The 16,324-nt window shown below is 71.9% G+C and carries 14 protein-coding genes; all 14 read left to right on the top strand.

The window, feature by feature from the left end:
• The first annotated feature begins 1 nt into the window (after nt 1).
• Entirely contained in the window at nt 2-274 is a 273-nt protein-coding gene (locus ACWEIJ_RS37565) for an acyl carrier protein (protein ID WP_449842025.1), read from the top strand.
• Nucleotides 271-1,608 (top strand): TrpB-like pyridoxal phosphate-dependent enzyme, encoded by a 1,338-nt coding sequence (locus ACWEIJ_RS37560; RefSeq protein WP_449842024.1) that lies wholly within the window; start codon nt 271-273, stop codon nt 1,606-1,608. The genes ACWEIJ_RS37565 and ACWEIJ_RS37560 overlap by 4 nt, the downstream gene beginning before the upstream one ends.
• Nucleotides 1,605-2,696, top strand: a complete 1,092-nt coding sequence (locus tag ACWEIJ_RS37555) for an acyl carrier protein (RefSeq protein ID WP_449842023.1) — start codon at nt 1,605-1,607, stop codon at nt 2,694-2,696. The genes ACWEIJ_RS37560 and ACWEIJ_RS37555 overlap by 4 nt, the downstream gene beginning before the upstream one ends.
• Entirely contained in the window at nt 2,689-4,194 is a 1,506-nt protein-coding gene (locus ACWEIJ_RS37550; protein ID WP_449842022.1) for a class I adenylate-forming enzyme family protein, read from the top strand. The genes ACWEIJ_RS37555 and ACWEIJ_RS37550 overlap by 8 nt, the downstream gene beginning before the upstream one ends.
• Nucleotides 4,184-5,380, top strand: coding sequence for a type III PLP-dependent enzyme (locus tag ACWEIJ_RS37545; RefSeq protein WP_449842021.1), 1,197 nt, complete (start codon nt 4,184-4,186; stop codon nt 5,378-5,380). The genes ACWEIJ_RS37550 and ACWEIJ_RS37545 overlap by 11 nt, the downstream gene beginning before the upstream one ends.
• The gene (locus ACWEIJ_RS37540; RefSeq protein WP_449842020.1) at nt 5,377-5,640 is read left to right on the top strand and encodes a phosphopantetheine-binding protein; all 264 of its coding nucleotides are present in this window, start codon (nt 5,377-5,379) and stop codon (nt 5,638-5,640) included. Before ACWEIJ_RS37545 ends, ACWEIJ_RS37540 begins: the two co-directional genes overlap by 4 nt.
• Entirely contained in the window at nt 5,637-6,815 is a 1,179-nt protein-coding gene (locus ACWEIJ_RS37535) for an acyl-CoA dehydrogenase family protein (protein ID WP_449842019.1), read from the top strand. The genes ACWEIJ_RS37540 and ACWEIJ_RS37535 overlap by 4 nt, the downstream gene beginning before the upstream one ends.
• On the top strand, nt 6,802-7,809 hold the full coding sequence (locus tag ACWEIJ_RS37530; protein WP_449842018.1) for an acyl-CoA dehydrogenase family protein: 1,008 nt from the start codon (nt 6,802-6,804) through the stop codon (nt 7,807-7,809). The genes ACWEIJ_RS37535 and ACWEIJ_RS37530 overlap by 14 nt, the downstream gene beginning before the upstream one ends.
• A gap of 46 nt (nt 7,810-7,855) precedes the next feature.
• Nucleotides 7,856-8,479, top strand: a complete 624-nt coding sequence (locus ACWEIJ_RS37525) for a 4'-phosphopantetheinyl transferase family protein (protein WP_449842017.1) — start codon at nt 7,856-7,858, stop codon at nt 8,477-8,479.
• Nucleotides 8,476-9,333 (top strand): hypothetical protein, encoded by an 858-nt coding sequence (locus tag ACWEIJ_RS37520; RefSeq protein WP_449842016.1) that lies wholly within the window; start codon nt 8,476-8,478, stop codon nt 9,331-9,333. The genes ACWEIJ_RS37525 and ACWEIJ_RS37520 overlap by 4 nt, the downstream gene beginning before the upstream one ends.
• Nucleotides 9,330-10,799 carry an AMP-binding protein gene (locus ACWEIJ_RS37515; protein ID WP_449842015.1) on the top strand — a complete coding sequence of 490 codons (1,470 nt, stop codon included), beginning with the start codon at nt 9,330-9,332 and terminating at the stop codon, nt 10,797-10,799. The genes ACWEIJ_RS37520 and ACWEIJ_RS37515 overlap by 4 nt, the downstream gene beginning before the upstream one ends.
• Nucleotides 10,796-13,894, top strand: coding sequence for a non-ribosomal peptide synthetase (locus ACWEIJ_RS37510; protein WP_449842014.1), 3,099 nt, complete (start codon nt 10,796-10,798; stop codon nt 13,892-13,894). Before ACWEIJ_RS37515 ends, ACWEIJ_RS37510 begins: the two co-directional genes overlap by 4 nt.
• Before the next feature lie 259 nt (nt 13,895-14,153).
• The gene (locus tag ACWEIJ_RS37505) at nt 14,154-15,122 is read left to right on the top strand and encodes a lysylphosphatidylglycerol synthase transmembrane domain-containing protein (RefSeq protein WP_449842013.1); all 969 of its coding nucleotides are present in this window, start codon (nt 14,154-14,156) and stop codon (nt 15,120-15,122) included.
• A 164-nt stretch (nt 15,123-15,286) separates the two neighbouring features.
• Nucleotides 15,287-16,267 (top strand): hypothetical protein, encoded by a 981-nt coding sequence (locus ACWEIJ_RS37500; protein WP_449842012.1) that lies wholly within the window; start codon nt 15,287-15,289, stop codon nt 16,265-16,267.
• Nucleotides 16,268-16,324: the final 57 nt, after the last annotated feature.

Raw genomic sequence — 16,324 nt, 5'->3', positions numbered from 1 at the left:
GATGCCTGCCACCGACATCGACGACACCGCGGTCGCGACCGCGGTGAAGGAGATGCTCATCGCCGAGTCCAGGCTCACCATGAGCCCCGGCGAGCTGTCCGACGACGAGCCGCTGAACGGCGAGGTGCTGCGGGTCAGCTCGCTCGGGTTCCTCGGCATGCTGATCCGGCTGGAGGACGCGCTCGACGTCACCCTGCCCGACGACCTGTTCACCGGCAAGCGGTTCCACGTGGTGTCCGACGTCGTGGACGTGGTGCTGCGAGGCTGCCGATGAGCTCGCTCGTGAAGCAGTGGCACAGCGTCCTGCCACACCTGGGTCACGACCTTCCGGCCGACCAGCCGCCCGCGGCGGGCACAGCGGGCGGCGTGGCGGTGAACCTGCCGCTGCAGCTGGCCCGGCAGAGCCTGTCCCGCCAGGAGTTCTGGGACATCCCCGAACCCGTCCTCGACCAGTACCGCCGCTACCGGCCCACGCCGCTGTGGCACGCCAAGGACTTCGGCGAGGCGATCGGCGCGAAGGTGCCGATCTACGTCAAGTACGAGGGCGGCAACGTCTCAGGCAGTCACAAGCTCAACACCGCTCTCGCTCAGGCGCACTACTACCGGCAGGCGGGTGTGCGTGAGCTGGTGACCGGCACCGGCGCGGGGCAGTGGGGTACCGCGCTCGCCGCCGCCTGTGCCGTGTTCTCCTTGCGCTGCACGGTGTTCATGGTCGGCGACAGCCTCACCCGCAAGCCCTACCGCGGCACCCTCATGCGCATGCTCGGCGCCGAGCTGCACGCGAGCCCGAGCGGCCGGACGGCCATCGGGTCGCGCCCGGCCGGCGATGGCAACAGCCTCGCGCTCGCCATCGGCGAGGCGGTGGAGTACGCGCGGGACGCCGACGGCCGGGCGTTCGCCATCGGCAGCGGGGAGACCTACAGCATCCTGCACCAGTCCGTGATCGGCGTTGAGGCCGCCGAGCAGCTCGGTGACCTGGAAGCCGAGGTCGACGCGGTCGTGGGCTGCGTCGGCGCGGGTTCCAACTTCGGCGGCATCGCGTTGCCGATGTTCGCCGCCGCCGCGAACGCCGCGCGGCCCCAGCCGCTGCTGCTGGCGGCCGAGTCCACGGCCACCCCGAAGCTCACAAAGGGTGTGTACGCCTACGACCGGACCGACGCCACCGGCTTCGGCCCCAGTGAAGCGATGTACACGGTGGGCAGCGACTTCACCATTCCCGGCTCGCACTCGGCGGGTCTGCGCTTCCACGGTTCCGCCAAGCTGCTCTCCGCCATGCGCCACCACGGCCAGATCGCCGCCACCGCGGTGGGTCAGCAGGAGGCGCTCACGGCCGCGCGCACTTTCGTCCAGCACGAAGGCGTGTTGCCCGCGCCGGAGTCAGGGCACGCGCTGGCCGCCGCCGCCCGGCTCGCCACGACCGGTGTGACCGACCGCGGGGAGCACCTCGGTGCGCGCGACGGAATCCTGGTCTGCGTCAGCGGTCACGGCTACCTCGACCTCGGGGCCTACGAACAGCACCTCGCCGGGCAGCTGCACGACGAGCACGCGGACGACGATCTGATCGAGCTGGCCACCGCCACCCTCCGGCCGGTGGGAGGCAAGCCGTGACACCGGAAGACGTCCTCTCCGGCATCCACGCCGAGGCGATGGACTGCCTGCAGGTCAACCTGGCCGTGCTCGCCGACACCGCGCACGGCCCCGGCACCCATCTGCGGCTCGGCGCCACCACGTGTTTCGCTCCGAAGTGGATGGATCCGCCAACGGTCTCCTCCACAGTGGACGAACGGCTGGGTGAGGCGGAGTCCCTGCTGGGACTGGTCGTCACCGAACGGCACCACGACACCGACCGGCTGCTGGCGGACCGGCGCACGCACTACGTGGTGGCCGACGCGTACACGTTGCCGTGGACGCCGTACTTCCGGCAGCGCCACATGGATCACAGCTTCCTGGTGGCCGCCGGCGCGGACGAGGTCGTGGTGACCGACGCCTACCACAACGACACCTCGTGGGGCGCGGCCCGGCCGGCGGTCCTGACGCTGCGCCGGGACGAACTGCGCGCGATCCTGGCCGATCAGCGAGTCACCTGTCTGCTGGTGCGACCGGGTCCGTTGCCGAGTGCCGTGCCGGATCCGGTTCCCGCCGACCCCGAGGTGGTGCGCCGGTACGTCGCGGCCTACCGCGAACTGCCCGACCGGGCGGAGGCCTGGGATCGGCTGACGCTGGAGACCTGGCTGCTGGCCAGGCAGCACCTGCTGCACGCCGTCGCGACGGGTGCCCCCGAAGCGGCCGATCCCTGGCGGCGACTCGCGCAACAGGCCTTCGTCGGCGGCCGGCGGCTCGCGGCCGGGCGTGCGGAACCGGTCGAGCTGTTCACCACCCTGGAAGAACTCCTGCTCGGTCGCGAACGCGCACAGTCCACCCGGCAGTCCACTGTGGACAGGGCGTTGCGCGACCAGGTCGTCGCGACGCTCGCGAACGTGCTGCGGCTGCCGCGGGAGGTGGTGTCGGGCTCGGCCCGGCTCGCCGACCTGCCCCAGTTCAACTCGTTCCGGCTGGTCGACGTGCTCGGCAGGCTGGAAGCCACGACCGGTGTCGTCGTGCCCGGCACCGAGCTGACCGCCGAAACCCTGACCAGTGTCGAGTCACTCACCGCGCTGCTCGCCCGGTGCACCGAGCGTGAGGTTTCCCATGCCTGAACCGAAGTTCCTGCACGACCTCGCGGACACCGCCGCCGAGCGGTTCGGCTCCGCCCCGGCGATCTCGCACGGCGCCGCCACCACGACGCACCGGCAGGTGGCGGAGGAGAGCAGGAGGCTCGCCGGGTGGTTGCTGGGCCGAGGGCTGGTGCGCGGCGACCGGCTGGTGCTGCACGCGTCCACCCACCTGAGCGTCCCGTCGCTGGTGTACGCGGCGTCCAGGGCCGGCGTGGTCGTGGCGATCGTGCACGACCAGGTGCGCGACCACGCGCTGCGCCACGTGCTGACCGACTGCACGCCGAAGCTGGTGATCACCTCGGACCTGGCGCACGTGGCGCCGATCGCCGAGAGCGCCGGCGTCGCCGCCGTGGACTTCGACGCCTGCGCGACCGGTGGCGACGCCGTGCACGGCCCGGCCGGCACCGCGGCGGACGCCTGCTGCCTGATCTACACCTCCGGCAGCACGTCGATGCCGAAGGCCGTGGTCTGCACGCACCAGCAGATGGTCTTCGCGGCGAGCGCCGTGCAGGCCGAGCTGGCCTACCAGGCGGACGACCGGGTGTTCACGCCGTTGCCGCTGTCCTTCGACTACGGCCTCTACCAGGTCCTTCTCGGCGCGCTCAGCGGTGCCGAGGTGCACATGGGCACCGCGGCGGAGGCGAGCGCGGGACTGCTCGCCGCCCTGCACCGCACCGGTGCCACCGTGCTGGCGGGCGTGCCGTCCGTCGCGGAGACGCTGATCCGGCTGGTCCGGCGCAAGCCGGGGGAGACGCCGCGGCTGAGGCTGATCACGAACACCGGTGCCGCGCTGTCCGAGGCGACGGTCGCGGACCTGCGCGCCGCCGTGCCGTCGGCGCGGCTGCAGCTCATGTTCGGTCTCACCGAGTGCAAGCGGGTCTCGATCATGCCACCGGACGGTGACCTGCTGCGTCCCGGCAGCTGCGGACGTCCGTTGCCGGGCACCGAGGTCGTCGTGCTGGACGACGAGGGCCGCGCGCTGGCGCCCGGCGAGGTCGGCGAGTTCGTCGTCCGCGGGCCGCACGTGATGGCCGGCTACTGGCGCCGGCCGGAGCTCACCGGGCAGCGGTTCCCGCGCCGGGACGGCCTGTTCCCCGAGCTGCGCACCGGTGACTACGGCTGGCTGGACGAGGACGGCTACCTGTACTTCGCCGGTCGCCGGGACGACATCTACAAGGAACGCGGGTTCCGGGTGAGCGGGACCGAGGTCGAGGCGGCCGCCCGCCGGGTGGCCGGTGTCGGCGAGGCGGTGCTGCTGGCGCCGGCCGCCGGACGTGAGCAGGCGGTGCTCTTCGCCGTCACCACGCTGACCCCGGCGGGCGTGCTCACCGCGATGAAGGGCCAGATCGAGGAGTTCAAGATCCCGGCGCGCTGCGTCGTGCTGGAGCGGTTGCCGTTGACCCAGCACGGAAAGCCCGATCGCAACGCCCTGGCCGCGCACCTCGTGCCCGCACCGAGCGGAGGCGGCCGTGCGAGCTGATGAGGTGCCGACTCCGGCGTACGTCTACGACCTCGCCGAGATCAGGCGCAGTCACGCGCTGCTCGCCGCCGCGTTGCCCGCGCCGTCGGTGGTGCACTACTCGCTCAAGGCGAACCCTCATCCCGACGTGCTCACGGCGTTGCGCGGGCTCGGCGTGCGGGCCGAGGTGTGCTCGACCGGTGAGCTCGACGCCGCGCTGGCCGCGGGATGGGCGCCGGACGAGATCATCTGCGGCGGTCCCGGCAAGCAGGACACCGAGATCGGGCAAGCGCTTGCGCGCGGCGTCCGGGAGTTCTCCGTGGACTCGCCGGCCGCGATCGACCAGCTCGACCGCACCGGTACCCGGACGCGGTGCCTGCTGCGGGTCAACGACGACCAGCCGGTGCCCGGCCAGGGTCTCGTGATGACCGGGGTGACGTCGCAGTTCGGTGCCGACCTCGGCTGGATCGAGTCGCGGCCGGACCTGTTCGCGTCCAGGGAGCACGCGCGGGTCACCGGGCTGCACCTGTACATGGGCACGAACATCGGGGACACCGAGGCGTTGCTCGGTCAGTTCGCGCAGGCGCTCGACACCGCGGTGCGCCTGCGCAAGGTGCTGCGCACCGAGTTCGAGGTCCTCGACCTCGGCGGTGGCTTCGGCGCGCCGTTCGCCCGCGACGGCGACCTGCCGCACTTCACCGGTCTGGCCGAAGGACTCGCCGCGCTGCTGGACGACTCGTTCCCGGGCTGGCGGGAAGGCGGTCCCCGCATCGTCTTCGAGTCCGGCCGCTATCTGACCGCCACGTGCGGACAGCTGCTCGTGCGCGTGCTCGACGTCAAGGAGTCGCACGGGAAACGCGTCGTGGTGCTGGAGTCCGGGATCAACCACCTCGGCGGCATGTCCGGGTTGCGCCGGCTGCCCGTGATCACTCCCGCGCTGCGCTCCTCTGCCGCCGGGCCGGTGTCACCCGCGCTGGTGACGGGTCCACTTTGCACTCCGCTCGACGTGTGGGCGCGTGGTGCGGAGATCCCGCCCGTCGCGCCCGGTGACGTGCTGACCGTGCCCAACGTCGGGGCGTACGGGCTCACCGCGAGCCTCGTCGCCTTCCTCGGTCACGACCTGCCCACCGAGGTCGTCGTGGACGACGGCCAGTTCCGTTCGGCGTCCCGGCTGGCCCTGCACCGCCGGCCGGTGACCATCTCATGAGGAAGGACACCGCAGTGGAAACCGCGTTCACCGACATTCTCCGCCCGTTCCTGAAGTTCGCGGGCGACGGCGAGCTCACCGCGCAGTCGCGGCTGCGCGAGCTGGGCCTCGACTCGATGCAGGCCATCCAGCTGCTGTTCGCGATCGAGGACAACTTCGACGTCTCGTTGCCCGACGAGCTGCTCTCCGACGCCACCTTCGAGACCGCGGGCAGTCTCTGGGAGGCCGTCACGCAGCTCACCGCGGGGGTGCGGTCGTGACCGCGCTCGCCGAGCCGCTGCTCCTGCTCGACGCGGCCGTGGACGAGGTCGCCGCGGTGACCCGTGAGCACGCGCGGGCCACCGACGACGCCGCCGCGTTCCCGGTGGCGGCGCTGGAAGCCATGCGCCGCACCGGTTTGCTGGGTCTGCTGGTGCCGCGCTCGTACGGCGGCCGCGGCGGAGGCCTCCGCGACCTCGTGGCGGTGAGCGAACGGATCGCCCGCGAGGACATGTCCGCCGCGATGATCTTCGCGATGCACTGCCAGCAGGTCGCCGCCGTGATCAGCCACGCGGGCCCGGCCTTGCGCGAGTCGTTGTTGCCGAGGATCGCCCGCGGCGAGGTCTACCTCGCGTCGGTCACCACCGAGCGCGGCAAGGGCGGTCACCTGCTGACGTCGGACTCGGCCCTGGACACCGCGGGCGACCGGCTGGTGGTCGACCGGGACGCCCCGATCGTGACCGGAGGCGAGCACGCGGACGGGTTCCTGATCACCATGCGCGCACTCGGCGCGACCTCGCCGACGCAGGTGTCGCTGGTGTACGCCGACCGCGCGGACCTCGACGTGACCGCCACCGGCAGCTGGAACCCGCTGGGCATGCGCGCGAGCCACAGCCTGCCGGTGCGGCTGACCGGAACCGTGCCCGGCCACCACGTCGTCGGTGCGCACGGCGGCTTCCACGAGCTGACCGTGCAGGTGTTCGCGCCGCTCGCGCACATCGGTTGGTCGGCGTGCTGGCTGGGAGCCGCGACGGGCGCGTTGTCCCGCGTGGTGACGAAGCTGCGCAGCCCGTCCGGCCGCAAGTCCGCCGACCTCGGCTCCGAGCTGTTGCTGAGCCGGCTCGGCCGGGTGCGCAACCGGCTGGAGCTGGTCGACGCGAGCCTGCGCCAGTGCGTCGCGCTGGTGTCCGGCGGCGGCGACCTGTCGGTCCCGTCGGCCCAGCTGCGGTTGAACGCGCTCAAGACCGAGGCCGCCGAGCAGTGCTTCGCCGCGGTGAACGACCTCGTCGAGCTGACCGGTCTGCGCGACGGCTACATGCGCGACTCGCCGCTGCGCCTGGAACGCACCCTGCGCGACCTCAGGTCGGCGTCGCTGAACTACAGCAACGACCGCTTGCTGCTGGCCAACGGCCGGCTGGCCCTGCTCGACCCCGAGGTGCGCCTTGGCAGGACATGACCTCTGGCGCGAGCTGGGCGCCACCGGCGTGATCGCCGGCCTGTACCCGGAACCGGGCGCCGCGCCCTCGCCGCGCAGGCTCCGTGCGCTGGTCGAGGAGCTCGACCACCCGCTCGGCGACGTGCTGTCGTTGTGCCCGCAGCTCGCGGTCGTGATCCCGGTGCTGGCCACGGACGAGTCCGTGCGCACGGTCTGGCAGGACGCTCTGCACGGCCGCGCGGTGGTGGCCCTGGCGGCAACCGACGCGGGCGCCGCCGGCTCCGATCTCACCGCCATGACGACCTCCGTGCGCATCGCCGACGACGAGGTGGTCGTGCGCGGCGGCAAACGCTGGATCACCGCGGCCTGCTTCGCCGACCACGCCCTGGTCCTGGCCCGGCACCGCGAGGGCACGCACTTCACCAGCTTCACGTGGGTGCTCGTGCCGACCTGTGCTGATGGCGTGTCCGTCGAGCCTGCGCGGACACCGTTCTTCGAGGGCGCGGGCCTCGGTCACTTCACGTTCGACGACGTCCGGCTGCCGCGGACGCACGTCGTGGGCCGCGTCGGATTCGGCATGGCGGGATTCGCCCGGCACATCACCACCGAGCGTTTCCTCTCCGGCGCGTGGGCGAATGCGTTGTGCCGCAAGGCTATTGGTGACGCATCCGCCCGTCTGGCCGGCACCGCGCTGTGGGAGAGCGACGCGGTACGGCAGCGGCTCGCGGAGTGCCTGGTCGACCAGCTCGCGCTGGACGCGTTGTGCGCGCGTACGGCGGAGGGCTTGACGCCGGCCAGCGCGATGGTGCTCAAGGCGGCGGCCGCGCGGACCCTCGACCGGGTGCTCGCGTGCTGCGGGCAGCTGCACGGGGCGGACGGGTTCGCCGAGAACGGTCCGCAGGCGTTGCGGGCGGCCGCCGGGATGTTCGGGATCGCGGGCGGGCCCACCGAGATGTTGCTGGGGTTGATCGCGGACGAGTTGCCGGTTCCGCGGGACGGGCGGGTGGCGGCATGATTTCGCTGCTCCGGCAGCCGGTTGCGAGCGTTGGCCGGGCCGCCCCATGACCACCATCGAGGTTTCCCCCGGTGTGGTGTGCGCGGTGCGCCGCACGGACCGGGTTCTCGCCGACCTGCCCGTGGCCGCGTCCGACCGCGCCGCCGCGTCCGGCCTGCCGCCGTGGCGCGCCGAGGAGTACCTGGCCGCGCGGACCTTGCTGCGGACCCTGCTCGCGGACACCGGACGGCCGCACGACGGCCCGATCGCGCACCACGGGTCCGGGCGGCCGTGGCTTCCGGGGCTGCCCGGTGTCGGCGTCAGCCTGTCGCACTCCGCCGGGTGGGTGGCGGCCGCGGTGAGTCCCGGCCGGGCGGTCGGGGTGGACGTGCAGGTGCCGGTCGGGGTGTCGGCGCAGGTGATCGCGCGGTGTTGTGCCGCCGCGGACGCCGCCGGGCTCGCGGCGCTGCCCGAGGACGTCCGCGCACTGGAGTTCGCCTGGGTCTGGTCGGCGCAGGAGGCGTGCGTCAAGGCGACGGGCGAGGGACTCGGCGGTCTGCCGTGGACGGTCCCGGTCGCGCCGGGCCAGCCGGGCGGCAGCTGGAACCAGGTGGACTGGGTCGCGTTGCGGGAGCACTCGGCGGTCCCGTTCAGCTGTGCCTTCACCGAACCGGGACAGGAAGATCGATGACCGCTGAACTGAGCTGCTACACCGCCAACCTCGCCGCCTACCTGGCCGGTGACCACCCCGACGTGCGCGCCCACATCGCCCGGTCCGTGCGGCTGGCGGTGCGGGTGGACACGGCGCGGCCCGAGTTCTCGCACCACGGCCGTTCGCTGGCGCTCCTGTCCGACGGCACGTCGCTCGGCTACCGGTCCAGCGGTGCGCCCGGCGAGGCGCTCGCGGCGGTGGAAACCGAGCTGCGACGGCACGGCCGGGTGCTGGTGGTCGGTGCCGGCTCGCACTGGATCCTCCTGGACGGGCGGGAAACCGGGAGGTGGCACGTCGTCGACCGGTTCGCGGCGTTGCTGCCGTGTGGGGAGAAGCTCCCGTTCACCGGCTGGATCACCGACGACGCTCTGATCACCGCCATGCGCACGCCCGCCGACCCGACTCCGGCGCAACTGCTGCGCGACGCGTACGTGTTCGGCGACCGCGTCGAACCACCGCCCCACACGCACCTGCGCTGGCTGACCCGGCAGAGCACGCGCGAGGCCACCACGCCGGGGGAGTGGGTGACCGGCACGGCGGCGCTGGCGCACCTCAGGGACTGGTTCACCGCCGACCCCGCCGAGGCCGCGGCGAACCACGAGGACGTGTGGGCCGCCGCCCGGCACCAGGACCACCGGCTGCGCTGGCTCGCCGCGACGGGCCAGGCGACCGCCGGCGAGGCCGGTGAGGCGGCGGAGGCTTGGTGGCAGCTGGTCAAGTCGTTGCGCTTCGCCGTCGAGTCGTTCGAGCGAGGCCGACCACGTCCGTCCCTTGTGGACAACAGTTTCGCCGTCGCCATCGAGCTGCTGACCCCGTTGCAGGAGGCGTCATGACACCGGACACGTTGTACTCGTGGTTCGACCGCTCGGTCCGCGCGTGCCCGGACGCGCCCGCGCTCGAGGTGGCGGGCGAGGTCCACAGCTACGCGCGGCTGAGCCGGCGAGCCGAGTCACTGGCCGCACGGCTGGTGGAAGCCGGCGCTCCCACCGTCGTCGGTCTGCTGGCCGCGCGCACCGCTGACGCGTGCGCCGGCTACCTCGCCGCGCTCCGGCTCGGAGCGACGGTCGTGCCGTTGAACCCGGCTCATCCCGTCGAACGCAACCTCCGGGTGTGCGCGGCGGCGGGCGTCGAGGTCGTGCTCACCGAGGGCCACGACCTGCCCGGCGCGCTCGACATGTCCACCGTGACGACCGAAGGCACGACCGAGGTGCGGCAGCCTCCCGCCGACCGGCCCGCCTACCTGCTGTTCACCTCCGGATCCACCGGTGAGCCCAAGGGGGTCGCGATCCGGCACCACGCCGTGTCCGCCTTCCTGCGGCACGTGATCGGCGCGATCGAGCTCGGGCCGGGCTGTCGCATGCCCAGCACCGCCGACCTCACCTTCGACATCTCGGTGCTGGAGATGTTCGCCACCTGGGGCGCGGGGGCGACGCTCGTGCCGCCGCGCTCGCCGATGGAGCTGCTCAACCCGGTGCGGTACGCCGCCGAGCTCCGCCTGACGCACTGGTGTTCCGTGCCGTCCGCGGTCTCGGTCGCCGAGCGGCTGCGGATGCTCACTCCCGGCGCGCTGCCGTTGTTGCGGCACAGCGTGTTCCTCGGCGAGCAACTGACCGTCGCGCAGGCCCGTGCCTGGTCCGTCGCGGCGCCGGCGAGCCGGATCAGCAACCTCTACGGCCCCACCGAGGCGACGGTGGCGTGCACCGGGTACCGGCTGCCGGAGGACCCGGCGGACTGGCCGGGCACGAGCAACCACTCCGTGCCGATCGGCTCCGCGTTCCCCGGCGCGCGCGTCCTGGTCGTCGACGCCGCGAGCCTCCCCGCCACCGAAGGCGAGCTCCTCGTCAGCGGTCCCCAGGTGTTCGACGGCTACCTCGACAGCTCGCGCGACGAGGGCCGCTTCGCCGTCGTCGACGGGCAGCGCTGGTACCGCACGGGCGACCGGGTCCGGTTCGAGGACGGCGTGCTCGTGCACCTCGACCGGCTGGACAACCAGGTGAAGATCCGCGGTTACCGGGTCGAACCGGGCGAGGTGGAGGCCGTGCTGCGCGGCCACCCCGGCGTCGGCGAGGTGGTCGTGCTGCCCGCGACGGCCGGCAGCGGTGAGGTGGAGCTCGTCGTCATGTTCACCGGTGACGTCGCCGAACCGGACCTCGCGGCGCTCGCCGCGGCCAGGCTGCCGGTGTACATGCACCCGCGGCACTACCTGCCGGTGCGCGAGTTCCCCCGCAACAGCAACGGAAAGATCGACCGCCGGCGGCTCGCCGACACCGCGGCCGGCTCAGTGAGGAGCGACTCGTGACCACCGTCGTCAGCAGGCCTGCCGCCGTGGGCGCGCTTCCGATCACCGCCTCACAGCTGGGTCTGCTGGTGCTGGACCAGCAGATCCCCGCACGGCACCTGTACAACCTGACCTACGAGATCGAACTGACCCGGCCGCTCGCGCCGGAGCTGCTGCGGGAGGCGTTGCGCAAGACCACGTGGACGCAACCGGCGCTGCGCACGCTCTTCCGCGAAGCGCCCGCGCCGCACGCGGTGCTCGTCGATCCGCCCGAGGACGCCGGCTTCCCGTTCGAGTGCAGGGAGTTCGTCGCGGACCAGGTGCGCGCCGTCGTCGACGAGGTGGGCGCCGTCCACTTCGATCCGTACGCGGGACCGCTCTACCGGGCCGTCTACCTGTACTCGCCGGAACGGGCCGTGCTCGTGTTCGGCGTCCACCACATCGTGTTCTGCCACTTCTCCCTGCTGCCGGTTCTCGAGGACCTGCACCGGATTCTCGCCGGCGACCCGGCGCCGGAAGAGCTCGCCGAGCTGCGGCTGACCAGGGACGCGCAGTACGCGGCCGAGTTCGCCGCGCACGAGCGCATCGCGAGCTCACCGGAGACCGCCGCGCAGGCCGACGAGCTGGCCGAGCGCCTGCGGCACGCCGCACAGGTGACCCTGCACCCGCATCCACAGCGACCGGTCGAGACGCGGTTCCTGGGGGAGCGGCTGACCTGCGAGGTCGGCGGCGAGGCGATTCGCCTTGTCTGCCGGCAACACGGCATCACGCCCTACGAGTTCTTCATGTCGGTGCTGAGCGCCGCGGTGGGCAGGCACAGCGCGAGCGAGGACGTGACCATCGCGAACGTCTTCTACAACCGCCGCACCTTCGGCGCGATCGGCCTCGCCGGTTTCTTCGTCAACACCTTGCCGGTGCGCGTCGGGCTGGACTGGGAGGCCGGGTTCGGAGACTTCGCCCGGTCCGCGGTGCGCCAGGAGGTGGAGTTCACCAGGGAGCGCGGCAAGGTCGCCTTCAACCAGGTGGTCGAGCGCCTCAACCCGGAGCGGGTCGGCAACCGGAACCCCGTGTTCAACGCCCTGTTCGCCCTGTACGACGTGCCTGCCTGGCCGGAAGAAGTGCGCTCGGTGCGCTCCCACGGCAACCACACCGCCAAGTTCGACCTGTGGGTCGGTGTCACCGCCCTCGACGACGGGTGGCGGATCGAGCTGGAGTACGACCGGGAACTGGTCGGGGCGGGGGCGGGGCACGCGGTGCTGGCGTCGCTGCGGACCGCGGTCGACCGGGCGGCCGCAGACCCGGCCGTCGCGCTGGCCGGCCTGTTCGAGGACGCGTCCCGGCAGGAGTCGGTGACCGCGGACGGGTACTGGCGGGAGCCGGCGACGCACTCGCTCGTCGACTGGATCCGCGAGGTGACGGCACGGCAGCCGGAGCGGATCGCGATCGAGGAAGCGGGTGAGCGGATCAGCTACGCCGAGCTGGACGCCAGGGCCGGCCGCGCGGCCGCCGCGTTGCGCGAGCTCGGGGTGCGCTCCGGCGACGTCGTCGGGCTGAACCTCGACACCCTCGCCGACACCACGACCGCGATGCTCGCCGTGATGCGCACCGGAGCCGCCTACCTGCCGCTGGACGGCGCGCTGCCCGCGGATCGCCTGGAATACATGGCCACCACCGCGGGATGCCGCGTGCTGATCGGTGCCATCACGTTGCCCGGTGTGCGTTCCGTGGCGGTGGCGGACCTGCTGCCGTCGTCGCACGGCAGCGCGGTCACCACCGACGCGGAGGCGACGTACGTCATGTTCACCTCGGGGTCGACGGGCAGGCCCAAGGGCATCCACATGGCGCAGAGCGCGTTGCGCAACCTCACCGCCTGGCAGCTGGCCGCGCTGGACATGGGACCGGAAACCCGGTTCATGCAGTACGCGCCACTGGGATTCGACGTGTCGTTCCAGGAGATCGTCCCGACGTTGTGCGGAGGCGGCACGATCGTCTCGCGGGATTCGGTGCGGCGCCAGGACTTCACCGCACTGGTCGAGCACGTCCGGCAGGCCCGCGTCACCCACCTGTACCTGCCGGTGGCCGCGTTGCGCCCGCTCGCCCAGGCGGTCGCGGACGCGGCCGTCCGGCTGGAACACCTGACGCACCTGTGCGTGTCCGGCGAGCAGTTGATCATCGACCAGGACATCCGCGAGCTCTTCGACGCGCACCCGCACTGCACCCTCATCAACCTTTACGGCCCGACGGAGACGCACGCGGTGACCACCGCGCGGTTCACCGCACCCGGCACGGACTGGCCGGACCACGCGCCCATCGGCGATCCGCTCACCGGCGTGACCGCGTACGTCGTCGATGTGACCGGCCACCTCGCCCCCACCGGCGTCGCGGGCGAGCTGTACCTCGGCGGCGCGTGCCCGGCGCTCGGCTACATCAACGACGAGACGCGGACCGCCAAGGCGTTCCTGCCGGACCGCTTCCGCGGCGACGGCGGGACGATGTACCGCACCGGCGACCAGGTGCTGCGTGACGAGACCGGGACGCTGGTCTTCCTCGGCCGCGACGACGACCAGGTCAAGATCCGCGGTTTCCGGGTGGAGCTCGGCGAGGTCGAGAGCGTCGCCCGCGCGATACCAGGTGTGCGCGCGGCCGTGGCCGCCGTGCGGGATGTCAACGGCGGCAAGGAGATCGTCCTGTTCGCGGTCACCGAGGACATCGAGGGTTCCCGCTTGCGGGACACCCTGCGCGCCGGGCTGCCGGACTACGTGGTGCCGGCGCACGTCCTGCTGGTGGACCGGATTCCCACCACCGGCAACGGCAAGTTCGACCGCGTCGCCCTGCTGCGCGACGCGCGGTTCGATCAGTCCGCTGTGGACTCACCCGCCGAGTGTGCGAACGAGCTGGAGGCCGAGCTCGCGGGAATGTGGGCCCAGTTGCTGAACGTGGCGCGGGTCGACCCCGGCCGCTCACTGCTCGACTACGGGGCACACTCGATCATGATGTTCACCAGCGTGCGTCAGATCAACAAGAGGTACGGCGTCAAGCTGTCCATCACCGACCTCTTCGACGCGCTCACCGTCGCCAAGCTCGCCGCGCGGATCGAGCAGCTCATGGTGGCGTGAAGGCGTCGGCACGCGCGTGGCACGGCACGGCGGTACCGGCCGCGGGCACCGGACGGCGAGGGGCCCGCGGACGGTGTGCTGCGCGGCGTCGCGGACGGCCTCGACGCGGTTCGGCCGATTGGCCGACTGCGGGAGCGACACGGGACCCCTGGTTGTGCCGGTGGGGCGGCAGGTCTACCGTCACCGAAACGGAACTATCACGTCTAGTAAGTTTCGGGAGAAGTGGATGAGACGTTGGTGGAGACCAATGCTCACCGCGGTGGCACTCGTTGCGGCGGGCGCGCTGGTGTACCGGTCGCTGCCGAAGATGTCCGACCTGGTGCCGGTCATCCGGACGGCCGACGCCGGCTGGCTGCTGGTGGCGCTGGTGGCCGAACTGGTCTCGATGAGGATGTTCGCCCGCCAGCAGTGGTGGCTCCTGCGGGGTTTCGGCGTGTCGCTGAGGATCTGGCGGTCGATCGCCGTGACGTACGGACGTTCGGCCATCGCCATCAGCATGCCTGCGGGGTCGGCGGTCTCGGCGGGGTTCGCCTTCAAGGCGTTCCGCAAGGCGGGGGCCAGCACCGAGGTCGCGGCGACCGTGCTCCTGCTGTCCGGAGTGTTGTCGACGGCGGGTCTGGCACTGCTGTGCCTGTTCGGATTCCTCATCCTGCTGGCGGCGCACCCGCGGGACACCTGGCAGACGCACCCGGTCGCCTCGGTGGTCGCGGTGGCCGTCCTGGTCGTCCTGCTGCTGTTCGCGGTGTGGGAAGCGATCTGCCGGCGCGGGCCTGACTCGCAGGACGTCCCCGGATCCGAGGACGACTGGACGTCGAGCGGCTGGCGGGCGAGCGCGCGGCACGCGGTGACGGCGATGGTGACCCTGCCGACGCGCTACCGGCGCGGCGCACTCCTCTTCGCGATGGTCAACTGGCTGGCCGACATGTGCTGCCTGGCCGCTGTCGCGCAGGCGTTCCACCTGCCGCTGACCTTCTTCGAGGTGGGCACGGCGTACGTGGTCGTCCAACTGGTGCGTCAGGTGCCGCTGACGCCCGGTGGGATGGGCATGATCGAGGCGAGCCTGCTCACCGGGCTGATCGCGGCGGGTGCGCACGAGGCTCCTGCCGCGGCCGTCGTCCTCGGCTACCGGCTGTTCTCCTGCTGGCTGATCATCCCGGCGGGACTGTTCGCCCTCGCCCTGCTGCGCGCCAAGGCTGCTCGGCACTCAACGGCGCTGAACGGCGGCTAGCACACCGACGTTGCGTGGCCTACAGTGAGCGGTGGGGGGATGGCTACTGGGGGCCGGATTTGACTGGGGTTTGGCGTTATTTGGCATGCGCGCTTTGCGCTGCCGCAACGGTTTCTGTTGTTCCTACGGGCGTTTCGCCGGCGGCGTACGCCGATCAGCGGGTGGTGAGCGCGTCTCCGCGTGACGCGCAGCCTTCCGACGACTGGATATGGGTGCGCTACCTGGCGAGCGCGCACCCCTACAGCACGGTTCGCACGGCGGCGTGGTCGGCGCTGGTCAGCAGCGCACCTGAGCAGGCCATCGCGGAGTTCATCGCTACCGGCTACGACTACGCGGTACGCCGTGCGGAGGAACGTCGCAACCGGAATCTCGATTTCATCCGGCGGGTTTACGACACGACCACCGCCGAGTACTCGCCCGAGGTGCACGCGGAGGCCAAACGCCTGCTGGGCGCGGGTGTCGCGGATTCCGAGCGGGAGACCTTCGTGCGCAGCGGTTACGAGGCCGCCAGGGCTCGTGACCGGGTCTACCGCGACACGGTGGGTGAGCAGAAACGGGCGTTGCTCCAGCGCGACCGCGACTTCGTGCGCACACTGTCCACAAGCGACCCTGGTGCGCAGGTCAGGCTAAGTGCGTCGTACGCCGTGCGAGACGGTTCGACCGATGACGACATGGCCGAGTTCTTCGCCTACGGCTGGGCGACGGGTGCCCGGTTGGACCTGGAAGTGTTCCGGCAGAGCCTGATCGTCGACAACATGAACTGGCGGGCCACCATCGTCCGGCTGGTCGCCGACGCCGAAGCGGCCGAGAAGGCCGCCCTGGAGGCGTCCGGCGAGACCAGGGAACAGGCGAAGGCCGCGGCCGTTCGCGCGTGGCAGCAGGTGGGTTCGCAGACCGCGCCGGCCCGGTCCAGTTGGTCCGAGGCCCAGGAGTTCGCTCACCGTCAGGCTGAGAACTGGCACGCGGTGCTGCTCGCGGCGCAGGCCGCACAGGGTCCGAACTGGACGTCGATCATCGATCCGGCCACGGTGTCCGAGGCCGCCTGGCAGGCCGAACGCACGAGCGCGGGGCAGCAGGCGGCGTACTGGAACGCTTTGCTGCAAGACGCCCTCGCCGGCGAACAGCGCGTCGAGAACAACCGCTGACATCCTCATCGATGAAGAGGGGTACTGGGGAATGCGTGTCCGAAGAGTCCAAAGTAG

Source organism: Lentzea sp. NPDC004789 (assembly GCF_053601075.1).
The sequence above is the reverse complement of the archived record's forward strand: the minus strand, read 5'-3'. Positions and strand labels throughout refer to the sequence as shown.